Annotated in this window: 20 protein-coding genes; 10 read left to right on the top strand and 10 right to left on the bottom strand. The window is 61.3% G+C overall.

Annotated elements, in window-relative coordinates; genetic code table 11:
• Window positions 1-74 precede the first annotated feature (74 nt).
• Genes ABSB13_RS00100 through ABSB13_RS00085 form a run of 4 tightly spaced genes read left to right on the top strand, consistent with a single transcriptional unit; the run spans window position 75 to window position 4,586 of the window.
• On the top strand, window positions 75-1,307 hold the full coding sequence (locus ABSB13_RS00100) for a CpaE/TadZ family protein (protein WP_428104365.1): 1,233 nt from the start codon (window positions 75-77) through the stop codon (window positions 1,305-1,307).
• A 9-nt stretch (window positions 1,308-1,316) separates the two neighbouring features.
• Window positions 1,317-2,687 carry a TadA family conjugal transfer-associated ATPase gene (locus ABSB13_RS00095; RefSeq protein ID WP_428104363.1) on the top strand — a complete coding sequence of 457 codons (1,371 nt, stop codon included), beginning with the start codon at window positions 1,317-1,319 and terminating at the stop codon, window positions 2,685-2,687.
• A gap of 17 nt (window positions 2,688-2,704) precedes the next feature.
• Entirely contained in the window at window positions 2,705-3,640 is a 936-nt protein-coding gene (locus tag ABSB13_RS00090; RefSeq protein ID WP_428104361.1) for a type II secretion system F family protein, read from the top strand.
• Between the two features lies 1 nt (window position 3,641).
• A complete protein-coding gene (locus tag ABSB13_RS00085) occupies window positions 3,642-4,586 on the top strand; it encodes a type II secretion system F family protein (protein ID WP_428104359.1) in 945 nt (314 codons plus the stop codon).
• 595 nt (window positions 4,587-5,181) lie between these two features.
• Here the strand turns inward: ABSB13_RS00085 and ABSB13_RS00080 are convergent.
• Window positions 5,182-6,054 carry a hemerythrin domain-containing protein gene (locus ABSB13_RS00080; protein ID WP_428104357.1) on the bottom strand — a complete coding sequence of 291 codons (873 nt, stop codon included), beginning with the start codon at window positions 6,052-6,054 and terminating at the stop codon, window positions 5,182-5,184.
• A 496-nt stretch (window positions 6,055-6,550) separates the two neighbouring features.
• Between ABSB13_RS00080 and ABSB13_RS00075 the strand changes: the two genes are divergently transcribed.
• Window positions 6,551-7,666 carry an NHL repeat-containing protein gene (locus ABSB13_RS00075; protein WP_428104355.1) on the top strand — a complete coding sequence of 372 codons (1,116 nt, stop codon included), beginning with the start codon at window positions 6,551-6,553 and terminating at the stop codon, window positions 7,664-7,666.
• Window positions 7,667-7,762: 96 nt separating this feature from the next.
• Here the strand turns inward: ABSB13_RS00075 and ABSB13_RS00070 are convergent, their stop codons facing one another.
• From ABSB13_RS00070 to ABSB13_RS00060, 3 genes are all read right to left on the bottom strand, one after another.
• On the bottom strand, window positions 7,763-8,629 hold the full coding sequence (locus ABSB13_RS00070) for a glycoside hydrolase family 17 protein (protein WP_428104353.1): 867 nt from the start codon (window positions 8,627-8,629) through the stop codon (window positions 7,763-7,765).
• 331 nt (window positions 8,630-8,960) lie between these two features.
• On the bottom strand, window positions 8,961-10,280 hold the full coding sequence (locus ABSB13_RS00065) for an MFS transporter (RefSeq protein ID WP_428104351.1): 1,320 nt from the start codon (window positions 10,278-10,280) through the stop codon (window positions 8,961-8,963).
• Between the two features lie 176 nt (window positions 10,281-10,456).
• A complete protein-coding gene (locus tag ABSB13_RS00060; RefSeq protein ID WP_428104349.1) occupies window positions 10,457-10,879 on the bottom strand; it encodes a CBS domain-containing protein in 423 nt (140 codons plus the stop codon).
• 175 nt (window positions 10,880-11,054) lie between these two features.
• On the opposite strand from ABSB13_RS00060, the gene ABSB13_RS00055 reads away from it, so the two are divergent.
• Both ABSB13_RS00055 and ABSB13_RS00050 read left to right on the top strand, forming a co-directional pair.
• Window positions 11,055-11,531, top strand: a complete 477-nt coding sequence (locus tag ABSB13_RS00055) for a TraR/DksA family transcriptional regulator (protein ID WP_428104347.1) — start codon at window positions 11,055-11,057, stop codon at window positions 11,529-11,531.
• Between the two features lie 39 nt (window positions 11,532-11,570).
• Window positions 11,571-12,029 (top strand): universal stress protein, encoded by a 459-nt coding sequence (locus ABSB13_RS00050; RefSeq protein ID WP_428104345.1) that lies wholly within the window; start codon window positions 11,571-11,573, stop codon window positions 12,027-12,029.
• 57 nt (window positions 12,030-12,086) lie between these two features.
• Here the strand turns inward: ABSB13_RS00050 and ABSB13_RS00045 are convergent, their stop codons facing one another.
• Both ABSB13_RS00045 and ABSB13_RS00040 read right to left on the bottom strand, forming a co-directional pair.
• Window positions 12,087-12,893: a universal stress protein gene (locus tag ABSB13_RS00045; protein ID WP_428104343.1), complete on the bottom strand. Its 807-nt coding sequence runs from the start codon at window positions 12,891-12,893 to the stop codon at window positions 12,087-12,089.
• 12 nt (window positions 12,894-12,905) lie between these two features.
• On the bottom strand, window positions 12,906-13,352 hold the full coding sequence (locus tag ABSB13_RS00040; protein ID WP_428104341.1) for a universal stress protein: 447 nt from the start codon (window positions 13,350-13,352) through the stop codon (window positions 12,906-12,908).
• Between the two features lie 116 nt (window positions 13,353-13,468).
• On the opposite strand from ABSB13_RS00040, the gene ABSB13_RS00035 reads away from it, so the two are divergent.
• The gene (locus ABSB13_RS00035) at window positions 13,469-15,454 is read left to right on the top strand and encodes a protein-L-isoaspartate(D-aspartate) O-methyltransferase (protein WP_428104339.1); all 1,986 of its coding nucleotides are present in this window, start codon (window positions 13,469-13,471) and stop codon (window positions 15,452-15,454) included.
• A gap of 178 nt (window positions 15,455-15,632) precedes the next feature.
• Here ABSB13_RS00035 and ABSB13_RS00030 read toward each other — a convergent pair whose 3' ends face one another.
• Complete coding sequence (locus tag ABSB13_RS00030) at window positions 15,633-18,173, bottom strand: choice-of-anchor D domain-containing protein (RefSeq protein WP_428104337.1); 2,541 nt, start codon at window positions 18,171-18,173, stop codon at window positions 15,633-15,635.
• Between the two features lie 288 nt (window positions 18,174-18,461).
• On the opposite strand from ABSB13_RS00030, the gene ABSB13_RS00025 reads away from it, so the two are divergent.
• Together ABSB13_RS00025 and ABSB13_RS00020 are read left to right on the top strand one after the other, a co-directional pair.
• Window positions 18,462-19,448 (top strand): potassium channel family protein, encoded by a 987-nt coding sequence (locus ABSB13_RS00025; RefSeq protein ID WP_428104335.1) that lies wholly within the window; start codon window positions 18,462-18,464, stop codon window positions 19,446-19,448.
• 66 nt (window positions 19,449-19,514) lie between these two features.
• On the top strand, window positions 19,515-20,594 hold the full coding sequence (locus tag ABSB13_RS00020; RefSeq protein ID WP_428104333.1) for a transporter substrate-binding domain-containing protein: 1,080 nt from the start codon (window positions 19,515-19,517) through the stop codon (window positions 20,592-20,594).
• A gap of 43 nt (window positions 20,595-20,637) precedes the next feature.
• On the opposite strand, the gene ABSB13_RS00015 is transcribed toward ABSB13_RS00020, so the two are convergent.
• From ABSB13_RS00015 to ABSB13_RS00005, 3 genes are all read right to left on the bottom strand, one after another.
• Window positions 20,638-22,110 carry a hypothetical protein gene (locus ABSB13_RS00015; protein WP_428104331.1) on the bottom strand — a complete coding sequence of 491 codons (1,473 nt, stop codon included), beginning with the start codon at window positions 22,108-22,110 and terminating at the stop codon, window positions 20,638-20,640.
• Window positions 22,111-22,179: 69 nt separating this feature from the next.
• Window positions 22,180-23,697 (bottom strand): thymidine phosphorylase family protein, encoded by a 1,518-nt coding sequence (locus tag ABSB13_RS00010; protein ID WP_428104329.1) that lies wholly within the window; start codon window positions 23,695-23,697, stop codon window positions 22,180-22,182.
• A gap of 7 nt (window positions 23,698-23,704) precedes the next feature.
• A partial coding sequence (locus ABSB13_RS00005) for an MBL fold metallo-hydrolase RNA specificity domain-containing protein (protein WP_428104327.1) occupies window positions 23,705-24,353 on the bottom strand: 649 nt, incomplete at its 5' end.

Genomic DNA, 24,353 nt, shown 5'->3' with positions numbered 1-24,353 from the left:
GGCGGAGAACGAGACACAACCGAGTATTTAGTGCATGATATGACACCACATAGCTGAAGCAGGGAGAATGTAAAGTGTCAGCGCTCGGTAAAAAAAGCGAAGTACGTAACGGCGGGCTGAAGGTCCAATTAGTTGGCGGGGACGGGGAGCATCGCGCCGAAGTGCGGGATGCCCTCGCCGCCATGGGCGACCCGGTGCTGGACATCCTGGAAGTCGAACCGGATCCGGAAGCCGCGGCCGACGCCTCCGTCGACGTCACGATGGTGGTGTTCAACGGCGACAACGAAGTATCTCTGAACTATCTGAGCGCGCAGGCGTTGCAGGAGCCCCGCCCGGCTCTTTTCGCGCTGCTGCATGATCGTTCTCCGGACCTGATGAAGCGGGTGCTGAGGGCCGGAGCCGATGAGCTTCTGTTCATGCCGCTGGATCCCGGAGACGCGACCCGGGCACTGCTCAAGATAAGCGAGACCCGCCGGCGCGAAGAAGTTCACAACGTTCACAACGGCGGCGGCACGATCGTTTCGCTGGTGAGCCTGATCGGCGGCACCGGAGTGACGAGCCTGGCGGCGAACCTCGCCTTGGCCCTGCGCTACGCGTTCGAAAAGCGGGTTGCGGTAATAGATCTCGACCTGCAGACCGGCGGGTTGTCGGTGTACCTGAATCTCGAACCCGAGCGCACGATCATGGCTCTGGCCGAGGGGACGCGAAAGCTGGATTCGATTCAACTCGAATCAGCGCTCAGCAAGCATGCGTCGGGAATCTACCTGCTCGCGGCGCCCAAGCGCATCGAGGACAGCGAGTTGGTCACTGACGCGACGGTCGGTGCGATTCTCGATCTGACGCGTCAACTGTTCGACTACGTGATCGTGGATTGCGGCACGCATATCGACGCAAACACGGTCGCCGCCTGGGAGCGCTCGAAAAATCTGTTCTATGTACTGGACCAGTCGATCGGCGCGGCACGATGCGCGTGGCGATTCGTCGATCTGGTGGGGCGGCTGGGGCTGCCGGGAATCGAACCGAGCTTCATTCTGAGCCGTTTCGTGCCGGGTCATCCGATCAGTGAAGAGCAGCTCAGCCATACGCTGGCGCAGCCGATTTACACGCGGATTCCGCGCGATGAAAAAGTTCTCGAGCGCGTGCAGTTGAGCGCACAGGATTTGTGGCAGGTGGCGCCGAACTCGCCGCTGGCCAAGAGCGTCGAGGAGCTGGCGCGCCGGCTCGAGGTGGGCAATGAAACCACCGACGGCAATTCCGCAAATACATTGGTTTCGCGCCTGTTGAATGTTATCGGCGCGCGCACCTGAGGTGCCCGAATGAAACTGGTTGAGAGAATTTCCCAGCAGAACAACGCCACCCCGGTTCCGTTTCAGCGCTCGCTGATAGGCGCTAAAAAGAGCGCCGTCAAAGACGTGCAGGCCGAGGGTTTCCAGCAGCTCAAGCTTGCGGTCCACAACCGGCTGTTCGAGATGCTGGACGTCACCCGGCTCGAAAGCCTCGAGCCGGGCCTCGCGGCGCAGAAAGTCACCACGGCGATCTCCGCCATTCTGGACGATGAGGGGCGCCTGCTCACCGACGTCGACAAGAATCACCTGATCGAGGAGATCAAGAACGAACTGCTGGGACTCGGGCCGTTGGAGCCGCTTTTGTGGGACGATGAAATCACCGACATCCTGGTCAATGGGCACAGCCAGGTTTACGTCGAAAAAGGCGGCAAGCTTCACGCCACCGAGGTCAAGTTCCAGGACGATCAGCACCTGATGCTGATCATCGATCGAATCGTGTCGCAGGTCGGACGCCGGGTTGACGAAGCGTCGCCGATGGTTGACGCGCGCTTGCCCGACGGTTCGCGTATCAACGCGATCATTCCGCCGCTGACGCTCGACGGCCCGGCGCTGTCGATTCGCCGATTCGGCCGCAGGCGCTACAACATCGATGACCTGGTCGGGAAGAAGACGCTGGTGCCCGAGATCGTCGAGTTTCTGCGCACCATCGTGCGCGCGCGGCTCAACATCCTGGTGTGCGGCGGCACCGGCTCGGGTAAAACGACAATGCTTAACTGCATGTCGCTGTTCGTCCCGGCCGACGAGCGAATTGTGACGATTGAAGACTCGGCCGAATTGAGTCTCCAGCAGCCGCATGTGGTCAGGCTCGAAACGCGGCCGCCCAACGTCGAAGGCAAGGGTGAGGTCACCCAGCGCGACCTGGTCAGGAACTGTTTGCGTATGCGGCCGGACCGCATAATCGTCGGCGAGGTCCGCGGCGACGAAGTGTTCGACATGTTGCAAGCGATGTCGACCGGCCATGACGGCTCAATCGCCACCATCCACGCCAACACTCCGCGCGACAGCGTGGGGCGCCTCGAGATGATGATGCTGCTGTCGGGAGTGTCGATTCCGCAACGCGCGATGCGCCAGCAAATCGCGTCGGCGCTCAATATCATCGTCCATGTATCGCGGCTACCCGACGGCTCGCGCAAAGTGATGCGCATTTCCGAGATCAGCGGGATGGAGGGTGAGATGGTGATGATGCAGGATCTGTTCGAATTCAAGCGCACCGGAATCGGGCCGGGTGGCGAAGTGCTCGGACAGTTTCTCGCCACCGGGATTCGGTCAAACTACTCGCAGCGGCTGGAAGCTGCGGGTTACAAACTCGACGCCAAGGTTTTCCGCAGCACAATCGGATAAATACCATGGATTTTTTGATGGCAAGCGGCATATTCGCGCTCGTCTTCGTGGGCGTGCTGATCTTCACCAGCCGTCGCGGCACCGATGTCGAGCAACAGCGCGAGGTGGCACGACGCCTGACGCGCCCCGCCGACGATCTGGAGGTCGACGTCATGCGCAGGCGCCGGCCCGAGCAGGGACCGCTGCTGGGCACGCTCTACAACCTGGACCTGCTGCGCAGCCTCGAAGAGATGATGTGGCAGGCGGGCTTGTACATGAGGGTCGCCGACATCCTGTTGATCATAGTGCTGCTGTTCGGCGCGGGATTGTTCGGCGGCAATATCCTGTTCCACGGCATGTGGATCGCGCTGGGTAGCGGGTTGGTGATGGCCAGCCTGCCGCTCGCCTTCATACAATTCCGCAAGAAGCGGCGCCTTGCGGCCTTTGCGACCCAGTTGCCGTTCGCGCTTGACCTGATCAAATCGTCGCTCGAGGCGGGACATTCGCTGCAGCGTGCGCTGCAAGTCCTGATCGGCGAGTTCGCCGATCCGCTGGGCGGCGAATTCCGCACCGTGCTCGAACAGAACCGGATCGGGCTGCCACTGCCGCGCGCGCTCGAAGACATGCTCAAGCGAGTTCCTCAGGACGACCTCCGGCTCCTGGTCATCGCAGTGCGCGTGCAAACGGAGGTCGGCTCGAGCCTGGCTCAGATTGTCGGGCGGCTATCCGAAATCGTGCGAATCCGCCAGCGCTTGCGGATGCAGATCAGAGCGCTGACCGCGCAATCGCGTTTCGGCGGCATGGTCGTCGGCTGCCTGCCAATCGTGGTGCTCTGTATATTCAGCTTGATTCAGCCCGGTTACACCGATCAATTGTTCCATGACCCAATGGGTCAGAAGATTTTGAAATTCGCGATCGGAGCGGACGTGCTCGCCATCTTGACCATCAGGCGACTGCTGCGGGTGACCTACTAACATGAGTCCATTCATAATTGGCTTAGCGGTCTTCCTCCTGGCTGGCGCGGCGTGCGTGGCCCTGTACCTCGCCATTTCGCCGCAGAGCCGGGCGGTCGATGAACGATTCGCAGATTTGGCGGTCAGGATGCGAGCCTCGCAAGGCGCACTGGCAGGCGACCTTCAGGACGACAACGTGCTCCGCATGCTTTTCAGATGGGCCTCCAAGCGCGTCCCGCCGCCGAACATGGATACTCCCACCGGGGAGAAGCTCCAGCAGACTCTGGCACAGGCGGGATTTCTGAAGTCCAGCGCGCCACAGACCTACCAGGTCATCCGCGTGCTGCTGGCGATCGGATGCGGCGTATTGGGTTTGTTGGTCGGACTCTTTTTTCATAGCTCGGCGGTTCAGCCGCTGCTGTTTGGACTGGCCGGCGTCGCGATCGGAATTTTCGTGCCCGCCTACTACCTGGGACGGCGCGCGCGGACGCGGCAGGAGAACATCTCAAAGCAGCTCTCGGACGTGCTCGATCTGCTGGTGGTATGCGTCGAAGCGGGCATGGGACTGTTCGAGGCGATTCGAATCGTCGGCGCGGAATGCGACCGTCATGGGCAGGAAATCGGCACCGAGTTGAATCTGGTCGCTACCGATATTTCCGCGGGCGCGTCGCTCGGGCAGGCGTTGCGCGGGCTGGCCGAGCGGACTGCGGTTGATGATATCAAACCGCTCGCCGCAACCTTGGTTCAGAGTGAACAGCTTGGCGCGCAGATCGGACCTGCTTTGCGCTCCAGTTCGGACGCATTGCGACAGCATCGCCGGATACGTGCCGAGGAAGACGCGCAGAAGGCGTCGATTAAGATTCTGTTCCCGCTGGTCATCTTCGTATTGCCCTCGATGATCGCGCTAATCGTCGGACCGGCAATGATCACAGTCATCCACACGCTCACCACCAGTGGCGGAGGATGATTACGAACGGACTGATTTCTTCGATGAGAAGATAATCCAATAGCCTCTCCCAGGGGGCCTCGGATCCGGCGCGCCTACGCGTCGGTCCGGGGCCTGTTTGTTTTTGTGCGGGAGTCCGACCTGAAGACTGGAGACGCTTCATTGGCGGATAACGCGGTCGGGCAGAGCGCAACGCGCCCGTTCTTTCAACTAATTCGAGGAAGCATTCCGCGAGGTGAGAGGCACCGGCAGCAATCCCGGCGGCGACTGCAGGTATCCCAAGGCGGGCTCATTTTTGTAGTCCGCTGCGTCGCGTAGCTGGCGGGCATTATCGCGGGCTTCGCAGTCCTGCTGATTCTTTCCTTGGCATGAAGCGCTCACCGCAGCGTCTTGATCAGTCGTGGATGACGCGCACCCGTACAACCCGGCGGCTGCCGCCAGCACCGCGACGCCTAACAGTCGCTTAATCCCGCGATCGATCATGGTTCCCGGCTAACTTAGCAGATTATTTCATCGGGTCGATAACGATCCGCCGCTGTCGACGGGCTGCGCGACGCTGGCCCGCATCGGTAAGGCACCGCGATCGGGAGGTGCTTCCTTGAACTACGATTCGATTTCAACTGCGGCGATCGATTCCGAAGAGCGCCTTCTGAATCGTTGGGAAGAGCCTGCACTCTTCGTTGTCGATTGCGTCGTCCAGGTAGACCGCGAGGCCGCTTAACGCTTTTCCGGCGTCACGCGCCTGAGCTTCAGTAAGACGGTCCGCGCCGGTATCGACGATTGCGCCGATCAGGGTTCGCAGCCGGTCGTGGAATGCGCGGACCTTGCGCCCCGCTTCTGCCGAGAGACGCCCTTGCTGCACCAGCCACGGAAGTAACCGGCCGTCCTGGGCGTCCAGGTGATGGGATAGGGTTGGCTGCATCGCCGCCCAAATCTGGGCAGCATCACGCCTGAGTTCGGGCGACTCTGGATTGCGCGCGAGGCGCAATCCCGCCAGCGCCGCATCGAGCAGGCGTGATCTTAGCTGGGAGCCTTCGCGATTGAGTTCCTCCGAGAGACAACGGATCCCCGTGTCGATGCGCGTTGGGGTCTCGGCGCTCGATTCGCGCGCGTTGATCCCGGATTTCTCCACCGTTGAATGAGCGGATTGTCCGTCGGCTTGCTTCGCCTGCAAAAATGATTGCAGCACCTGTCCGAATCGTTCGAGCGACAGCGGCTTCGAAACGTAGTAGTGGGCGCCTTTGCTGCGCGCCCGTTTCTCGTTGGCATCGCTTTGGCCACCGGCGACGTAGAGCAAAGGCGGGGCGGAGAAGTGCTTACGAATCTGCTCGAGTAGCCAGCCGCGATCGTTTTCTTCGACGGCCTGATCGTCGAGTATAACGAGTCGCACATTTGGCTGAGCGAACACCTCGCGACTCACGTATTTGTCGGCTGCATGGCGAACCAGCTTCCAAGGGCGCTTGACGATTCCGAGTACGAGCTTCGCCAACGCCTCGTCATCAGAGAGGAGCAGCACAGAAGGAGAGAGGCGAGTTTGCTCCGCAGTCTCCGTTTTCACCTTTTGCGGCATGTTCTCCGCCTGGTGTCCATGAAGAAGCACTGTTCAGGCAGTTGCGCTCAGTAGCTGCAGCAAATATGCCAAAAATAGCGCCCGCTTTAGACCGCGCCCAAGGAACGAAAGGATACAATTTCCCCCGAATGTCTCCTTCGGAATCAGCGCAAACGCATCATCAAAAGAGCCCGTAGAAGTTGCCTGAAGTCGGCCGAGCGCTCTTCGGCAGAGTTCGGGCTGGCTTCCAGCAGCACGGTGCCTCTACAGGCCCAAGCTCTGCCTTGAATCTCCCGCAAGGGTCTTACGAAGACTAAAAAGCATGCTCTCTAGCGGCGAGAGACTCTATTAAGCCGTGGCATGGATTGTGCGTCGTTACTAGGCGTTTACGTTCGGACAGCGGTGACTTGCAAGCAAAACAGATGTGCAGTATCGCTTGAAGGCGCTGTCCCGCGCTATGCGCAAGGCTGATCTCAGCGGCACGGGGGCGGCTGAGCGGGAGCGAGGAAGAGACGCCGAGGGTGGCATCGTTGCAACGCCGAGCGCCACGGCAACATTGGGCCCCGGGGGACCGGGCGGGGGAGTGAAGATGAACATCAATATTTTTCGCGGGCGCCGCATGGCTGCGGCCATCGCCCTGCTGATGCTGGCTTGCGGCACGCCGTCGCACGCATGTTGCGCGAACCTGTGGGTATCGGTCACCAGCGGCTCAGGCGGCGGCATCGAGTCATACACGCCAGGACAACTCGCCAGGAGTGGACCGGCAACGCCAATTCATCTGAGCACGTTTGACTCCGCCACAGGTATTGCATTCGACGATTCTCATAACCTTTGGGCGGTTGTCGGCGGCGACGAGGTAGTGCGATTCACTGCGGCGCAACTCAAGAACCTGGAGCACGATCCGAACCCGGTGCCCGGGGTGATCATCAAAAGTTCGTTTATGTTCAGCTCGCTCTATGGCTGCGGCTTCGACCCTGAGGGCAACCTCTGGGTAGTGGACGCCGAGCGGGGCTCGATCAATGAACTGGCAGCAGGACAGCTGGCTGCGGGCAGCGGAAATGTAGCGCCCGCCGTCGTCATCACCTCGTCCGATATGAATGGTCCGCAATTTATAACGTTCGACAAAGCTGGCAATGCGTGGGTAGATAGCAAGAAGGGCGATCAGATCGTCGAATTCTCCGCCGACGAACTGACGCGCAGCGGTAACAAGTCGGCTACTATCTTGTTGTCCGACGACGGCGGCTGCACCAACCTCTGCAGCCCAGGAGAGATCGCATTCGATCAAAAGGGCAACCTTTGGGTCCCCAACGAAGACGCGAACACGGTCGTTGAGTATACGAAGGATCAACTGGCCAGCTCCGGCAAACCCTCTCCGGCGGTGACGTTAAACAGTGGCATCCTTGACGCGCCATGGGGAGCCGTATTCGACAACAGCGGCGATCTGGTGGTTATGAACTACTCCGACGGAACGATCGCGAAGTTCGCGTCTTATCAGCTGAAGGCGAGCGGCGCACCGATTCCCGAGGTCTCAGTGACCGGATCGAGTATCTAGGGCTATCCCGATCATCTTCGGACCGGCTTCGTAGCGCCGTGGCGGCCGCCGTCAGGGCACGGTCCCTGCTGTCAGCAGTCTCGTGCGGCCTGGGGTTCATTCTGGCTTCGAAGAGCTTGGAAGCGCTGGGATCGTGCCGACAACCGGTTTGGGCTGCCGCTTCTCGCCGTACAGACCCCAATGCGCCTCTTGCGGCCCGGGACGCACGCCGAGAACTGGTGCGTCTTTGAGTCGCCATGGCGCGTCGAACGCGCAGAAATACGCGAACGCGCGTCGATTGTTCGGAGGGAGCCGCTGCCGCAAGGCCTGGTAGAACGAAGCTTGTCGGGCAGGAGTGTATCCGGACCCGGCGGGTGCTGTCGGTACGCCCGTTTCTTTGACCAAAATGGGCCCACAGTACAGCGCCGCAAGCTCGTCAGTGACCTTCGCAACGAAATCTGCCGCGTTCGGGTCCGGAGCAACACTAAACCAAGTTTCGTAGATCGGATGAACATTGGCGAGCATGAAGTCGAGCTCCGACAACATTTGAGCGGCAGCAGGTTCCAGGAAGATATGAAAAGGCTCGCTCGTAGAAATCGCTAAATCGGGTGCATGCTCGCGAGCTGCCCTCACGGCATCAGCAAGCTGCTTGAAGCTGGCTCGTTTGCTGAAAACGGATTCACTGCCGATCGAGAGTCCAACTACGATTTCAGGATTCCGCTTCACCGCAGCAAGGGCGTTCTCAAGTTCTTTGGTGCTGGATATGTCCCAGATTCCCATGATGACTGCCCGGTAGCCGAGTTGCACGGCCAAATCGGGAATCCGTTCGGCTCCGTTTGTCGATGTATAAGTGATGAGACCATCAAAGCGTGGTCTAAGGACCTTAAGATCCTGGAGGATACTCTCCTCGTCGGCCCTGCTTGAGTGCCCATTGATGATCTGGGAGGAGGTTGGATCGTAATCAACAAAGCGTCCGGTCGCCATAACATCTGTCAAGCGCTGTAGCGCGGACGATGCCTTTGCGGGGAAGTTGCAAACGGGGGCAGCGAGGGCGATGCGAGGTGCAAGAAGGGTTGCGGCGACAAGCAAGCGGAGCAGCCGAATGACGCGCATTCTGATCTCCGGTCGTTTGGTCCGCAGTCGCGAAGTCACTCTCCGATTGCTGCGTTGATGTTCCTGGCGAGCGGGTCGACCTCCGCGCGGGCGGGTGGGCCGTCGTCCGTATTCTGGGCTGAACTGCACTTGGAAGCCATCCTTCTTCGAGGTTAATTGCGGCGGCGCCCGACGATTCCGGCTTGAGTACTGTCCCGGGAGACTAAGCCGGCTTCTCGAATGCTTCTTCCATCGCGGCGGCTTCGAGCGAGAGGCCGCGCGTTTCGGGCAGGAAGAGTGCGACGATGATCGCGTTGGGTATCGCGAGCAGGCTTAGGTATCCGACCACGATCGACAGACCGCCAAGCCGCACGGCGAGGACCGCGATCAGGGTCTGTGCGGAGACCGCGGCGACCGCGCCGACAAGCGAGAACCATCCCATCATCGCGCCCCGGATCGCGGTGGGGAAAAGTTCAGTGGCCAGCGAATTGCCGCCCACCTGCCCCGCGCTCAGGCCAGCGGTGAAACAGCAATACGTGACCCCGATCCACAGCCAGCGAAGGCCCAAGTGCGCCGGTGGACCCCAATAGAAGGTGATCGCGCCGAGACTGCTCGCCAAGGCCGCAACGAAGATAGTGGGGATGCGGCCGTAACGCTCGCAGTTTCGCGCGGCGATCGGAAAGCCGAGCATCCCCACCCCGCCTCCGACCAGCATCAGGACGCTGGCAGCGCTCGGCGCCAACCCGACGACCGAGACGAGGTGGAAGTACGCCCAACTGCTGGCCGCGATCCCCGCGATGTTGGCCAGCAACGAGCAGACCAGAATCGTGGCCGCGCGGCGTCGATAGAGATGTCCGAACACGTCGTAAAAGCTGCTGGCCGAAGTCGTGCCGGCCTCGGCAGCGCGTTGCCAGCGCCCGCTCTCCGGGATGACGCGGGCGGCCAGCCACAACGCGGCAACTCCCATCGCCGACGCCAGCACCAGCATCCATCGCCACGAGTGATGGCTCGCCACCATCGGCATCACGATCAGGCACAGCCCGCTGCCCAGGCCAACCCCCAACCCGGCCCAGCTTTGCCCCCGCGCGCGCTCCTCGGTCGCGAGTTCCTCGGCCAGAATCACGATACCGTCGGCGACCGTCGCGCCGATGAAGGCGTAGAGCGCGATCTCGCTCAGCGCAAAGGCCGCGATGTTGGTCGAGAGCGCGGCGGCGAGCGCGCTAGCGGAAGTGCCGGCCATGCATACGAGCAGCATCCGGCGGCGCCCCACCCGATCGATCATCCGCGAGAGTCCCAGCGCGCCGATCGCCGAGAGCGAAATCCATGCGAACAGGCCCGCGATACCCGACTCGCCAAGGTGAAAACTCTTCGCGATCCATGGTGACCCGATGCCGTTGATCGACATCGTGAAGCCTTCGAAGGCGAGCACGCGCGCGATCGAGTGGGTCAGCCGGCTATTTTTCTGCGCGGTCTCCTCGTCACCGAGGCCGCGCGAAACCCCCGCATCGGCGGCGGCCGCGCTCGCGTCAGGCTGATTGCTCATTTTTCTTGCGCCACGCGCCTCCGAATGCCCGCCGAGAATAGCTGTCCCGGGCGGTCTGTCAACGCCGGACTAAAACTGCATCAGTTGGCCGGAGCAAAGGTACATCAGTGAGAGACACCAGCAGGCGCCGCGCCGGCGGTGATTCGTAATTCGTTTTTCACCGGTGCGCTGCGACGCTAAATGCCGCGGCGCGCGATGAGCGCGACGAAGTCTCCTTCGGTGAGGATGCCGACCAGGCGCCCATGTTCGACGACCGGAAGGCAGCCGATCTTGCGCTCGGCCAAAAGTCGTGCGGCCTCGACCAAAGAGATATCCGGGCCGGCGGTGATTACCTCGCTGGTCATCACGTCCTTGACAGAGAGAGTGTCCAGGATCTTGCGCTGCGCGTGCCTGCCATAGCCAAGCGCCTGCGCGAGCGCATCGCGAAACAGATCGCGCTGGCTCACGATACCGACGAGGGTCTGACCGTCGTCATCGACTACGGGCAAATGGCGAATCCGTCCCAAGAGCATGATGTCGTCGGCCAGGGTGAGTTTGTCGTTGCGTTTAAGCGTGGTGGGGTCCGATGACATCACGTCGCGAACTTTCAGATCTTTCATGCTCAGTTCTCCAGCGTCAGGGCTTCACAGGCAACCCAAAACGAATGTAGCGCCTTCCGTGCTATCGCAAAACCCCAGAGTTGGATTGTCTGATTGGCGCTTTGCACCGGGTTGGCGGCATAATGGACTTCAGTGTTGTGGACGACGATTTACGAGCAACTGGCGGAGAACCTGTATGAAATCGAAGACCGGCGGGAAAACCAAAACATCACGGCAAAGCCAGGCCGACGCGCGACTGAAGGATCTGAGCAAGCTCCTTGCGCGGTCGCGCCAGGAAGTGCTCGCGCGAGTACGCGTGCTTCGCAAAGAGGAGCAAGACGACGCGGTGGAACTGCCCGCCGACGGCTTGGACGTGGCCCGCTCGCTGGAAGACATCGAGACCGACGCCGGCCTGATCGAGCGATACGAATTTCAGCTCAAGGCGATAGACGCCGCGCTTAGCCGCCTGGAACGCGGCCGTTATGGAATCTGCGAGAAATGCAAGGAGGAGATCCCGCTCGAGCGGCTGAAAGCCGTGCCGTTCGCCGCGTATTGCATCGATTGCCAGAAAACGCGCAACGAGGGCAGACGCCCCGGTGAGGGAGACGTCGACGAGCCATCGCGTCATGTCTGGACGCCGCCCGAGGAACTGAAGGAGTCGGTGGAGAAGTAACACCGTCTGACGGACTAGCGCGAAACACAGGAGGCGGCGATGACTCAGCTATTTCGGAAGATCCTGTGTCCGATCGATCTTTCGGAGCACTCGTTGGCGGCTCTCGACGTCGCGCTGAAACTGGTGCAGCAGAACGACGCCGCGCTGTACTTGCTCAACGTCGCGCCGATGCCAGCCGGCGCGGCCGGCTTCCAGCCGGTGCCGATGGATGCTTACCCAATTGTTGAGAAGGACAAACGCGAGCAACTGGAAAAGCTCGCGCGGGAACGGATTCCCGCCGCGGTCCGCTGCAAAACGATCGTGACAAGCGGCGATCCGGCCGAGCAAGTGCTCGAGACCGCGCGCGACCTCGATGCCGACTTGATCGTGATGGGCACGCACGGCCGCAAGGGATTGGGCCACCTGGTGCTCGGCAGCGTCGCCGAGCGCGTCGTGCGGGAATCACCGATTCCAGTTCTGACCGCACATGCAACCGCGCGCGTTCGAAAACCCGCTTGAGAGACAGGTGACGGCCGCGTGGCTGCGCGCTTGGGCGGTCAGCTTCGCAGCCCGGACTCATCCCTCGCTGGTTGTCGCTGCGAGCGCATCGCTGGTCGTGATAATTCCGACCAGGCGGCCGTCCTCGACGACCGGCAGTCCATCGATTTTTCGCTCGCGCATAATCCGCGCGGCTTCGCGAATGGGCGTCTGAGGTCCTACGGTCACAAGCGCCTGGGTGATCGCTCGTTTGGCGGGCGTGTCGTCGAAATGCCCCACAAACGAGCGGACATCGCCTTCGGTAAGCATCGCGACGACGCGCCCGTCCGCAAGGACGGGGATGTTCCGGAAGCCGCCCTCGAGCATCTTTGCATGAATCGTCGAGAGCTTCTCGTCGATTTGCGCGGTGACAGGATTAGCTGTCATCCAGGCGCCGACCAGATGTTTCTGAGGTGCATGTTGATGGACAGTCATCACCGGACATCGAGCTTCGCGCAGTACGAGTTCGGCTACGCTGCCGAGGAAGAAACGAGACACGCCGCGGCGGCCATGGGTGGACATGACGAGCAGATCCGCACCGATCCCGCGCTCTGCCTTGAGAATCGATGCGGCGGGTTCGCCCATATTAACCATGATCTCGTATTTGATTCCCGCCAGATGCTTGCGCGCGAGTTCCTGAAGGTTGCGGCGCGCCGTGTCCTCCTGCGCCTTGTAGAGATCCACGTACACGGGCATCGAGGTAGGCGCTATGACCAACAGGATGGTGTGCAGGACATGAACGGTGGCGTCGAAATGCCGCGCGATTTCCGCCGCGGCCTCGAGCGCCGCGATCGAGTTTTCGTCGAAATCCACGGGGCACAGGATTTTGCGATACGGCAAAGACATAAGAACACTCCTTTACCCGGCGGCCTTGGGATGGATCGTCAAGACCGGAACCGGCGACTGGCGAACCACGTGCTCCGCGACGCTGCCGAGCAGGAAGTGCTTCAAGCCGGTGCGGCCGTGCGTACCCATCACGATCAGGTCGATGCCTTGTGCGGCGGTGAGATTGAGAATCTCCGGCGCCGCGTTCCCGGTTGCGACGAAAATCTCATGTGAAGCTCCCGCCAGTTTTTCCCGCGCAATTACTTCCAACCGGCGGATACATGCTGCTTCAAATTCAGGATTAGGGTTCAGCGCGACGGGCGGCAGTGCGGCAGCCGCGGGTGGCGGCGCGCCGATCACGGTTAGAAGGTAAACCGTAGCGGAGTTCTGCTTCGCCAACTGGCAGGCGAGTCCGAGCGCGTCCATCGAGTCATGCTCGAAGTCAATCGGACACAGTATTTTCGAAAAGACCGCGGCCATCTCCGATAGCCCACCCTCAGCGCGTTGCGCTATTTACAGCATACTCCGCTGCAAGCTCAGGATCAGGATAGTTGACGGACTCCATTGTATGGTAACGGTTCAAGGGGGCGACGCCGATGCAGGATTTCTCGATCAAGCGGCAGCGGATGGTAGACGCTCAGATCGCATCGCGCGGTGTCGCGGATGCGGCGGTGCTGGATGCGATGGGCGCGGTTCCTCGCGAGGCATTCCTTCCGAGCCGGCTCGCCGAGTTTGCATACCAGGATACTCCATTGCCGATCGAGGCGGGTCAGACGATCTCGCAGCCATACATCGTTGCGCTGATGATCGAATGCGTCGCGGCAAAGCCGGGTGAGAAGGCGCTCGAAATCGGCACTGGGTCGGGTTACGCGGCAGCGGTACTTTCGCGGATCGTGGACAGCGTTTACACCGTAGAGCGCCATGAGGAACTCGCGACGATTGCGCGGCGGCGCCTGGCGGAACTGCACTACGACAACATCCATGTTCTCACCGGGGACGGCACCCTGGGATGGCCGGAACATGCGCCCTACGACGTCATCATCGTGACGGCGGGCGGTCCTCAGATACCAAAACCGCTGCTCGAACAACTCCGAGTTGGCGGGCGGCTGGTAATTCCGGTCGGGTCGTCGTCTTCTCGCGCTCAAGAACTGATACGAGTCACGCGGGTCACGGAGGACCACTGCGAGGAAGAAAATCTTGGTGACGTGCAGTTCGTTCCGCTGATTGGCGCGCAAGGATGGGCAGACGCATCGGGCCGGACTCCGGCGCGCGCGAGCCGGCCGCAGTCGGTGGCGAAACTCATCCGCGAGGTTGCCGAGCCGATCGGTAACATCGGCGAAGTCGATCTCTCGCCAATCCTGGAGCGGATTGGCGATGCGCGCGTGGTGCTGCTCGGCGAAGCGACGCACGGCACCTCGGAGTTCTACCAGATGCGCGCGCGGATCACTCGCGAGCTGATCTTGCGGCGCGGATTCAGGATGGTGGCGGTCGAGGCCGACTGGCCCGACGCCGCGCGAATCAACCAATACGTGCATCACGCGCCCGCGCGACAGCAGCAATGGAACGCCTTCACGCGCTTCCCGACCTGGATGTGGCGTAATCGCGAGACTTTGGAATTGGTCGAATGGTTGCGCGCCTACAATGCGGAGATTCGCGACCCCGAGCTGCGCGCCGGCTTCTATGGACTCGATCTGTACAGTCTGTTCACTTCGATTCACGCGGTCATCGAATACTTAGGCGGTGTCGATCCGGCGATGGCGGCCGTCGCCAGGCAGCGTTACGGCTGCCTGACGCCGTGGGAGAACGATCCCGCCGTGTACGGGCGCGTAGCACTGGGCGAGCCGTATCGCATTTGCGAACAGCCGATAGTCGAGATGCTGGGCGATCTGCTGAAGCGCCGAATCGAGTATTCGGAGCGCGACGGCGATCGATTCTTCGACGCGATCCAGAATGCGCGCCTGATTGCCGCCGCGGAACAATACTACCGCGTCATGTACTACGGCACCGTCGAGTCGTGGAACCTGCGCGACCAGCATATGTTCGACACGCTCGAGCGGCTGCTCGAATTTCGGGGCGTCGGCAGCAAGGCGATTGTGTGGGCGCACAACTCCCACGTGGGCGATGCGTCCGCTACGGAGATGGGTAGGCGCGGAGAACATAATGTGGGGCAGCTGTCCCGAAATCGGTTCGGCGGCGCAGCGTACCTGATCGGATTCGGAACCGATCACGGGACCGTCGCGGCAGCATCGGATTGGGACGGCCCGATGGAGATAAAGCAGGTGCGGCCTGCGCACGAACGCAGTTACGAACGGCTGTTTCACGAATCAGGCATCGCGGCGTGCGCGGTTCATCTGCGCGCGCCCCGGCGCCAGGCGGTGCGGGATGAGCTCGCGCCGACTCGCCTCGAACGAGCTATCGGGGTCATCTATCGGCCGCAATCGGAATTGGAGAGTCACTATTTCCAGGCGTCTCTGCCGCGGCAATTCGACGAGTACATCTGGTTCGATGAAACCAAAGCCGTGTCACCGCTATCCTCAGTCGCAACGCGCGGCGTGCCGGAGACGTTCCCATTTGGAGTGTGACGTGTAAGCGAAACGCCCTGCCCAGCCACGGTCGCCGGACAGGGCGTTTGGTTCCATTGAGGCGGGATCGATCCCGCCCGAGCGCACCGCCTATGAGCCGGTGCCGCTGAGGCTCACATTGTGCGGGCTGGCCGTATCGTCAGATGCGCCCACTTCCGCAGAGCCGCGATCCTCGTTTCTACAAGCATTGCTTTCCGGAACACGGAACCGCCTCCCCCTCCACAGTCACGTTATGCGGGCTGGTCGGGTCGTTGCTTATGGTTACCGCCAGCGTGGCAAAATCTGCAAATTCGCATTCGCCAAATGAAGTGTACCACACCTCGATGGTGCACGACGAATTACCAGCCACCGCCGTACCGCAGGTTCCGCCAGCCGCCGCGTAGCACTCGCCAGCGGGGGTGATTGCGGTGCTGACCGGGAGCGTGAACGGAGACTTATTGGTCACGGTGACGTACTTGCTTCCCGACGCCGCACCCTCGTAAACTACCGGCGCCGTAATAAGCAGAAGCGCCGGCCTCACAGTCGCGGGAATCGTATCTCCGGCGGTCAGCGAAACCAGGTGCGGACTTTCCGCGTCGGGGCTGGCCGTGACCGAGAGGCTCGCCGCTTCGCTACCCAGCGCCCCGGGACTGAATCCAACCACAATCGTGCACGATGACTTGGCCGCCAGCATGCTCCCGCAGGTCCCTCCCACGACGCTGAAATCGGCCGCATTGGACCCGCTGAAACTCTCGCTGAGCGTCACCGACGTGTTCTGATGGTTCACCACCGCGAACGCTCCCTTATAGAGTATCCCGAACTTCTCCTCGCCCCACGACAGACCAGTCTTCGTAATTGTCACGTCGGCGAGGCCGGTGCCGCTAAGCGCAACGTTTTGAGAGCCAGTGCCCGCGTTGTCGGTGAGCATCAGCGTCGCGCTATGCGCGCCGGTCGCGTTAGGAGTGAATGCGACTCCAAGCGTGCAGGACGATCTGGGCCAGACCATCACCGGGATTGCACCGCACGACCCTGTGCCGCTTAGGGCATATTCAGAGTCGGACGGTGTCGCACCCGAGATGACCAGCGAATTGGAAGTCCCGTGGTTTTGGACCGTCAGATTCTTTGTAAGCGTCTGCCCGACAAGAACATTCCCAAAAGCAAGCGATGCAGTCACCGACATTGAAGTAGTGGGCGTCGCCGTCGGTGTGGCCGTCGCGGTTTGAGTGGCCGGGCCGGTCGCAGTCGGCGTCGCGGTCTGAGTGACCGTAGCGGTCACGGTCGGCGTTACCGTCGCGGTGGGCGTCGCAGTCGCAGTCTGAGTAGCCGTTGCCGTTGCCGTCGCAGTACGCGTTGTGGTTGCAGTGGCGGTTGCGGTCGCACTAGCGGTAGCGCTCGAAGTTGAGGTAGCCGTCGCCGTCGGTGTCGCGGTTAAGGTGGCCGTCGCAGTCGCGGTTTGAGTGGCCGTTGCGGTTGGCGTCGCGGTTGGTGTGGCCGTCTTCGTTGCGGTTGCCGTCTTGGTTGGAGTCGGGCTCGGGATCCCCACGGCGTAAAGGTTGTCGTCATCCGAGCCTACGTAAACGGTTCCGTCGGTGCCGATCGCCGGCGAGGATCGCAAAACAAAGCTATTGCCGGTCGCGAACGCCCACTTCTGCGTGCCGCCGGGGTTCACCGCGTAGAAGTTGCCGTCATCGTTGCCGACATAAATGGTGCCGTCGGCGCCGATCGCCGGCGAGGACTCCACCATAGCGCCGGTTGCGAACGCCCATTTCTCCGTGGTGCTGGTGCCGTTGTCGGTCAGCGCGTAGAGGTTACCATCAAAGGCACCGACATAAATGGTCCCATCGGCGCCGATCGCGGGCGAGGAGGTCACAGCAGCGCCGGTCTTGAATGCCCACTTCTCTGTGACAGTGCCTTGTCCTCCGTCCGTTAGCGCGTAGAGGTTATCGTCATCGGAGCCTATGTAAATGGTGCCGTCGGCGCCGATCGCCGGCGAGGAAAACACCCAACCGCCGGTCGTGAAGGCCCACTTCTCTATGACGGTGCCTTGTCCGCCGTCGGTTAGCGCGTAGAGATGATCGTCGTTAGAGCCGAAATAGATGGTCCCGTCAGCACCGATCGCCGGCGAGGAGTACACCATACCGCCGGTTTTGAACGCCCACTTCTGCGTGACGACGCCTTGACCTCCGTCGGTTAGCGCGTAGAGATGATCGTCGTTAGAGCCGAAATAAATGGTCCCGTCAGCACCGATCGCCGGCGCGGATTGCACGCCAGCGCCGGTAGCGAATTTCCATTTCAGCGTGCCGTCTGGGTTTACCGCGTATAGGTAGATATAGAAGCCGAGGTAGATGGTCCCGTCGGCGCCGAGCACCGGCGAGGAGCCCCCCACAGCGTTAAGAGGAGAGCCGGTTGCGAACGCCCACTTCTGCGAGCCGTCGGGATTTACACCATAGAGGTTCTGGTTATCGGAGCCGACGTAAATGGTCCCGTCGGCGCTGATCGCCGGCGAGGACTCTACATAACCGCCGGTTGCGAACGCCCACTTCTGCGTGCCGGGGTTGGTGCTGGTGTCGTACTGGCTGAGCCCCGTATGCAAGAGGTCGTGATGGAACATCGGCCAGACCGATGGGCTTTGCAGTTGCGCGTCCGATACGGTCAGCGCCGCGGCGGCCATAATCGCGAACGCGGCGATGCCCAGAATCGCAATCGTTCCGAGCCTTGCCCTTCCATGGGCGCCTTTCATCTTCCCCTCCGTTGCGCGAGGTCTGCGCTGCACAACTGATGTCGAGGCGAACTCCCGTGCACGCGGAATCGTCCCCCAGAAATCAGGCCCACTCTATACCGCTCTTTATGCCTACCTGACTTTTTGTCAAGACGCGTTTGTGTTTCGATCGGATGCACTCATTTTTTTCGCCACGCGCCAGCGCACGCGGCGTCCCGGAGACGTTCCCATTTGGAGTGTGACATGTAATTCTTGGCGGGATTTCCCGGCTGATAGCTCGTCGCCAAGGATCGCGCGCACGCCATCAGGATGACCCCAACTCGCAGATTCGCGCTCGCAGTCTCGCTGGTCGCGGTGATGACCGTAATCGGCGCCGCCGGTTACATCCTGATCGAGCACTGGTCGGTTCTCGACGCGTTCTACATGTCGGTCATTACCATCTCGACGGTCGGGTTTGGCGAGGTAAAGCCGCTCAGTCCGGCCGGTCGTCTTTTCACCATTGGACTGATAGTCACAGGCGTCGGCAGCGCGATTTATCTGTTTTCGGTGATTGGGGAACTTGTGGTCGAGGGACGGCTTAGAGAGTTTCTCGGGAAGAGCGCAATGAATCGCAAAATTCACGGTCTCCAGGGCCATGTCATCGTATGCGGCTTCGGGCGTTTCGGCCGCGCGGTAGTCGAAGAGCTAAATCGCACGGCGGTACCGATGGTGGTGATCGAGGCAGACGCCGCGAGGCAAGCAGAGCTGGACACGGCCGACGTGATGCACGTGGTGGGATCGGCGCTGGAAGATTCAGTGCTCGAAGATGCCGGGATCGGTTCGGCCCGCGCGATAATCGTCGCAACCGGATCGGATGCGGACAACGTATACATCACGCTTTCGGCGCGCGAGAAAAATCCGAAGATTCTCATCTACGCGCGCGGCGACTCGGATGCGGGGCTGCGGCGGCTCAAGCTTGCGGGAGCGGACCAGGTGGTCGCGGCCTATCAATGGGCCGGGATGAGAATCGCGGCGAGCATCATCCGTCCGTCGGTGGTGGATTTTCTGCAACTCTCGGTGCCCGGCCGCGAGTCCGAGGTCGATCTCGAAGAGATCAGGATCTCGCGCGACAGCCCGGCGGCCGGAAAGACGATCGCGGCGGTGGAGCGGGAGAATCCGCGGCTTCGGATCGTGGCGTTGAAGCGCAACGACCAACGGCTCGAGATGATTCCCGGCGCCGATACGCGGATCGAAGCCGATGATTTGCTGGTGGTGATCGGCGAATCGGACAGCCTCAAGCGCCTGGCGTCCGCTTAATCGCTTGACGCCATTCAAACGAAATTGCGTCTTTTGAAACTCCAATCGGCATAAAATTATAGAGCGATGAAGAAAGCACTTATCGCGGTCGTGATTGTGGTCCTCATGGGCGGGGCATGGGCGGCGGCCTCCTCGTCGGGGAACGCGCCGACGCTGAGAGTGGTCGTTTACGTCGATCCGCCGTTCGTCGCCAGAACCTCGACCGGCTTTGGCGGCTTTACAATCGAGCTATGGGAAACGATTGCGGCGGCGAAGGGCTGGAAGATCGAATACGTGGAAGCCAGGACGCTGCCGGAACTAATAGACATGGTGAGCGAGGGTCAGGCGCAGGTGGGGGTGACCGACCTTTTCATCACCAGTAGCCGTCTCGAGAAAATAGATTTTTCACAGCCATACTTTGAATCCGGCCTTCAGGTGATGGTCGCCTCCAACCGGGGAGCCGGCCTTGTTGAACTTTTCAGGGGCCTATATGAGTGGGGCCACCTGCGAATCTTCGCGATCGCGTTCGGCGCCATGATTTTAGCGACACTTGTACTGACGATTTTCGACCGCAGGCTGGACCCCGAGTTCCCCCGTGCCTGGCTGAGCGGAATGGCGGAATCATTCTATCATGTCATGTCGACGTCCGCGGCCGGCAGTTCATCTCACAAGCGTTTGGTACCCGGACCTTTCGGCTACTTGCTGGCAGGGATCTCTCTGGCGTGCGGCGTGATCGCGATCGCTTACTTCACATCGAGTATGACCAGCGTGATGACGATGAACGAAATCCGCGGTCATATAGGTGGCTTTCAGGATTTGGCGGGAAAGAAGGTGGGCAGCATTGCGGGCAGCACCGGCGAGGCCTACTGCCGATCCGCAGGGCTTGACACGCGGACTTTTGACGGCCTCCAGGGCGCAGTTGCGGCGCTCACGGAGCGCCGGGTTGATGCGATCGTGTACGATTCGCCGATCTTGCGATACTACACCAGACAGCATCCCGAGCTGCGGCTCAACGAGGTTGGCGTTGTGTTCGATCCCCGGCAATACGGATTTGCTCTGCCGTTTAACAGCCCGCTTCGTACGGCGATCGATGAAGAGCTGCTCAAGCTAAGAGAAGACGGATACACGAACAGCCTCAATCGGAAATATTTCGCTGATACCGAATAGACTGGTCAAAGCGCCGCGCGCGTGGCTGGCGCGGTAGAGACGGTCAGAATTTCGGACAGGTGGCCGGCAGCGCCGCGGAGTCGATGCCTTCGCACAGCGTGTTGTTCACCGTCAAGTTGCCGTCGGCGTCAAGCGTCACCTTCCAGACGGTGTCGTAGTCGTCGGGCGGCCAATCGGGAGCTTGTGGCGGGGGCGGGACGGCATGCGGGAAATAGGCCGCGATCAGCGCATTTACCGTCGGTTGGATGAATTGGTACGACCACGCCATCAGCACGGTCTGACTGGAGAAGGTGCCGTCGGTGAAGAAAAAATCACTGGTTGCGCGGGCCGAGGTCGTATCGAAGCTGGCGGCCAGACCATAGGGCAAGTTGTTGGCGATTGCGTATGGCTCGGCGGTCAATGAAGGCGCAACACCCGACCACGAGAAGCCCTCGGTGCCCGGACTAACCTGAGCGGGATCGCTCGAATAGACCTGCTGGGGGCTGATTTTGCCGCGCAGTGCGTTGGGAAGATCCAGCGCGCGCCATTGCCCCGCGCAGACATAGTTGCCGTCGGTCCAATCAGCCAGCGGATGCGCGTCTGCGTGCCGAATTATGTAAATGGTTTCGTTGGTGTTGATATTCGCCGGAATTACGGCGCCGCCGCTACCGCCGGTCACTTGGACGAGGAACGGCGTCTGCATCGCGCATGCAACGCTGACCGGCCTCGGCGAAGGCAGTTTAGGGTAGCTGGAAGGCGGGTGCAGATTGCTGTCGAAGGTAACCAGGCTGGCGCTTCCCGACGGCGCGATCGAGATCGCATAGATATAGTTAGGACCCGCATAGCTATCCGGAAGAGTCAGGTTATAAGTTTCCAGCTTGTTGATATTTGCCATCAGGGCGCTGGTGATCTCCCAGGGCGCCGAGAAGACATAAAAGCCCGGGACGCTTGCCGCGATGATACCGGTGACCAGGGTTTCGTTGTCGCCTTTCTGGTCGCTGAAATCGAGACCCTGGCAATTACCGCAGAATGCTGACGGTGTAGCGACTCCGGTGGGCAGCGGCACTGCTGACGAATAGGATGCGTTGAGCGGATAGCTGTTGCCGGTATATGGGAAATATAGCGGCGGGAGCGCGCTGGACAGAGTGATCTGGTTGAGCAGGGCGAACTGCTCAACGGTCTCGGGCGCCGCCATATCGGGGTAATTGCCGGCGGTTTGCAGATGGGTCATCGGTTCGAGCACATAGATGCCGGTTACATTCTTCTTCCGCAATACGTGCCGTCGCAGGAACGTGGCCATCCGGAGCGACCGCTGTAAACCCCGGTTGGTGAGGTTTGCCGTGGCTGGATTGATGTCCCCGGAAGCTCGGTAAGCCAAATCCTCGCTTACCACAAAGATCAAGTTGATGTTGTCGGCGCTCAGCGCAGCCGGAGTTGACGCCGCGGTTGCATCGGGAGCGGAAGAGATGCCCCATCCTGCGAGCAGCGTCAAGGCAAGGACCAGGAACAGCGGCCGTACAACGGTAGTTTTATTCATAGTCATCCAACGAACCGAGTGTTGACTGGGAGTGTACACGAGTCAATCACTGTGGCGCCTGGCGTCGGCTTAAGCACCTTCGGCATAGCGGAGCAGGCGGGGCGCGGAGTTGGCGTATTCGAGCGCGGCCTGAAGCTGCGCATCGCTTTCGGCGTGAATCTCGAAAATCGGCTCGCCCCGCATCACGGTGTCGCCGACGCTTTTGTAGAGCTTCACGCCCGCGGAAGCATTGGAAGGGGCACCGGCGCGTTTTGCTATTCGCGATATCTGCCAGCAATCGATCTGGGCAATCATCCCGGCTTGTCCAGCCGCGAAGTTTCGCCGCCAAGCCGCCGGCGCAGGCATCTCGCGTCGTCCCTGTGCGTCCACGATTCGCTCGAACCTTTTGAGCGCAGCGCCAGAATCGAGTGTCCGGCGCGCCGCCTCATAGCCGCGCGAGGCCGGCTCGACTCCGGTCATCTCCAGCAGACGACCGGCGAGCATCAGCGACTTTTCGCGCAGATCGGCGGGCGCACCGGGTTCGCATCGGAGGACCGAAAGGACGTCGAGCGCCTCCAATCGCGGTCCGATGCCGTAGCCGATCGGGCCGAGCGCCGGGGTCGTCGCAATCTCGAGGCGCAGGCCGATCCGCTCGCCCACGGCCATGAACAACCCGCTGAGATGCTCGGCGAATTCGGGAGTCTTCACCTTGGCCGAAGACCCGATGGGTATGTCGATCAGAACGTGGGTGGCGCCGGCGGTCTTCTTCTTGGCGAGAATCGAGGCGACCATCTGCGCCTCGGTATCGATCTCCATCGGGCGCTCGACGGTGATCAGAATGTCGTCAGCGGGCGCCAGCTCGAGCGCGCCGCCCCACGCGATGCATCCGCCGACTTCCTCGACGACCCGATACAGCCGATCCGGCGAGAGCGCGACATCGGCCAGCACCGCCATCGTGTCTCCCGTGCCGGCCGGGCTGGTGATAGCGCGCGAGGAAGTCTTGGGGATTTTGAGTCCGAGTTCCGCAAGAATCGGGACCAGGACCATGGTGGTTCGGTTGCCCGGAACACCGCCGATGCAGTGCTTGTCGGCGACGACCGAGCCGCCGAACGTGAGCTGCTCGCCGGTGGCGATCATCGCGAGCGTGAAGTCAGTCAGCTCCGACAAATCAAACTTCTGAAAAGCGCACCCGAGCACGAACATCGAAAGCTCGACGCGCGAATAGCGCCGTGCCGCGACGTCGGTCAGGATCGCGTCGAAATCCTGGCGTCCAAGGTGTCTTCCCCTGAGCTTGGCCCTGACCAAATCCACGCTCAGCGGCGCGACCGCGAGGCTTGCGCGGACTTCGGCGCCATCGGGCAAGCCGAGATCGTGAAATGCTTCGTCCGATAGTCCGATCTCGTCGGCTTCGAGCAGGTCGTCGCTGCAGACGTTGAGGACGCCGGTAATCTCGCGCGGTAGCCCGGTTTGGCGATCGACGCCGAAGACGCGTGCCCGGTCGAGCGGGTGCAAGCCCAGGTTTCCATGCCGGACTGCGCGCTCGTGAATGACGATCACGTGCTCGCGTAGCGTGTCGAGCGGTAAGTGTCTGAGCCGGAAGTGCGTCACAGCCTGGTCAGCCTATACGCACTTGCTCGAGATTGCGCGGTACCACGGCGTTCCATCCCAGCTCATTGGTGATGCGCGCGCGCAGAGCTTCGGATGCGGGCGGCTCACCGTGAACGATATAAACGATCTGCGGCCGAACCGAAGCGAGCTTGAGCCAGTTGATAATTTCGCGCTGATCGGCGTGCGAAGAGAAGCCGGGGACGTCGACAATTTCCGCGGCGACCGGGACGTAGTCTCCCAGCATCTTCAGCATCGTAGCGCCGTCGAGCAGCGACCTGCCGCGAGTTCCCGCGGCCTGATAGCCGACGAGGATGACAATGTTGCGGCGGTCGGGAAGCCGTCTTTTGAGATGATGGAGGACGCGGCCACCGGACGCCATCCCCGACGCGGAGATGATGATCATCGGCCCCGGCATCGAGTTCAGCTCGATCGACGCCGCCACGGTTTTGATCTCGGTGAGATCCTGGTCATTGAAGAAATTTTTCGCATGCGCGATGTCGGCGCGGATTTCAGAGCTGCCGCGAGCGATGGATTCTTCGTAAACCCTCAGCGCCGCCAGCGCCATCGGGCTGTCCACGAAGATTGGCGCGCTCGGGATGCGGCCGGCGTCGCGCAGGCGCGCGAGCTGATACAGGATGACCTCGGTTCGATCGACG

It is taken from the genome of Binatus sp. (SeqCode), assembly GCF_050013435.1.
Lineage (GTDB): Bacteria > Desulfobacterota > Binatia > Binatales > Binataceae > Binatus.
This window is presented reverse-complemented; position numbering and strand designations above follow the sequence as displayed.

Excerpts from the sequence above, each read along its gene's own strand:
- ABSB13_RS00095 (WP_428104363.1), top strand. The coding sequence starts at position 1,317 with ATGAAACTGGTTGAGAGAATTTCCCAGCAGAACAACGCCACCCCGGTT.
- ABSB13_RS00090 (WP_428104361.1), top strand. The coding sequence starts at position 2,705 with ATGGCAAGCGGCATATTCGCGCTCGTCTTCGTGGGCGTGCTGATCTTC.
- ABSB13_RS00085 (WP_428104359.1), top strand. The coding sequence starts at position 3,642 with ATGAGTCCATTCATAATTGGCTTAGCGGTCTTCCTCCTGGCTGGCGCG.
- ABSB13_RS00070 (WP_428104353.1), bottom strand. The coding sequence starts at position 8,629 with ATGGCGACCGGACGCTTTGTTGATTACGATCCAACCTCCTCCCAGATC.
- ABSB13_RS00065 (WP_428104351.1), bottom strand. The coding sequence starts at position 10,280 with ATGAGCAATCAGCCTGACGCGAGCGCGGCCGCCGCCGATGCGGGGGTT.
- ABSB13_RS00060 (WP_428104349.1), bottom strand. The coding sequence starts at position 10,879 with ATGAAAGATCTGAAAGTTCGCGACGTGATGTCATCGGACCCCACCACG.
- ABSB13_RS00055 (WP_428104347.1), top strand. The coding sequence starts at position 11,055 with ATGAAATCGAAGACCGGCGGGAAAACCAAAACATCACGGCAAAGCCAG.
- ABSB13_RS00050 (WP_428104345.1), top strand. The coding sequence starts at position 11,571 with ATGACTCAGCTATTTCGGAAGATCCTGTGTCCGATCGATCTTTCGGAG.
- ABSB13_RS00045 (WP_428104343.1), bottom strand. The coding sequence starts at position 12,893 with ATGTCTTTGCCGTATCGCAAAATCCTGTGCCCCGTGGATTTCGACGAA.
- ABSB13_RS00040 (WP_428104341.1), bottom strand. The coding sequence starts at position 13,352 with ATGGCCGCGGTCTTTTCGAAAATACTGTGTCCGATTGACTTCGAGCAT.
- ABSB13_RS00035 (WP_428104339.1), top strand. The coding sequence starts at position 13,469 with ATGCAGGATTTCTCGATCAAGCGGCAGCGGATGGTAGACGCTCAGATC.
- ABSB13_RS00030 (WP_428104337.1), bottom strand. The coding sequence starts at position 18,173 with ATGAAAGGCGCCCATGGAAGGGCAAGGCTCGGAACGATTGCGATTCTG.
- ABSB13_RS00025 (WP_428104335.1), top strand. The coding sequence starts at position 18,462 with ATGACCCCAACTCGCAGATTCGCGCTCGCAGTCTCGCTGGTCGCGGTG.
- ABSB13_RS00020 (WP_428104333.1), top strand. The coding sequence starts at position 19,515 with ATGAAGAAAGCACTTATCGCGGTCGTGATTGTGGTCCTCATGGGCGGG.
- ABSB13_RS00015 (WP_428104331.1), bottom strand. The coding sequence starts at position 22,110 with ATGAATAAAACTACCGTTGTACGGCCGCTGTTCCTGGTCCTTGCCTTG.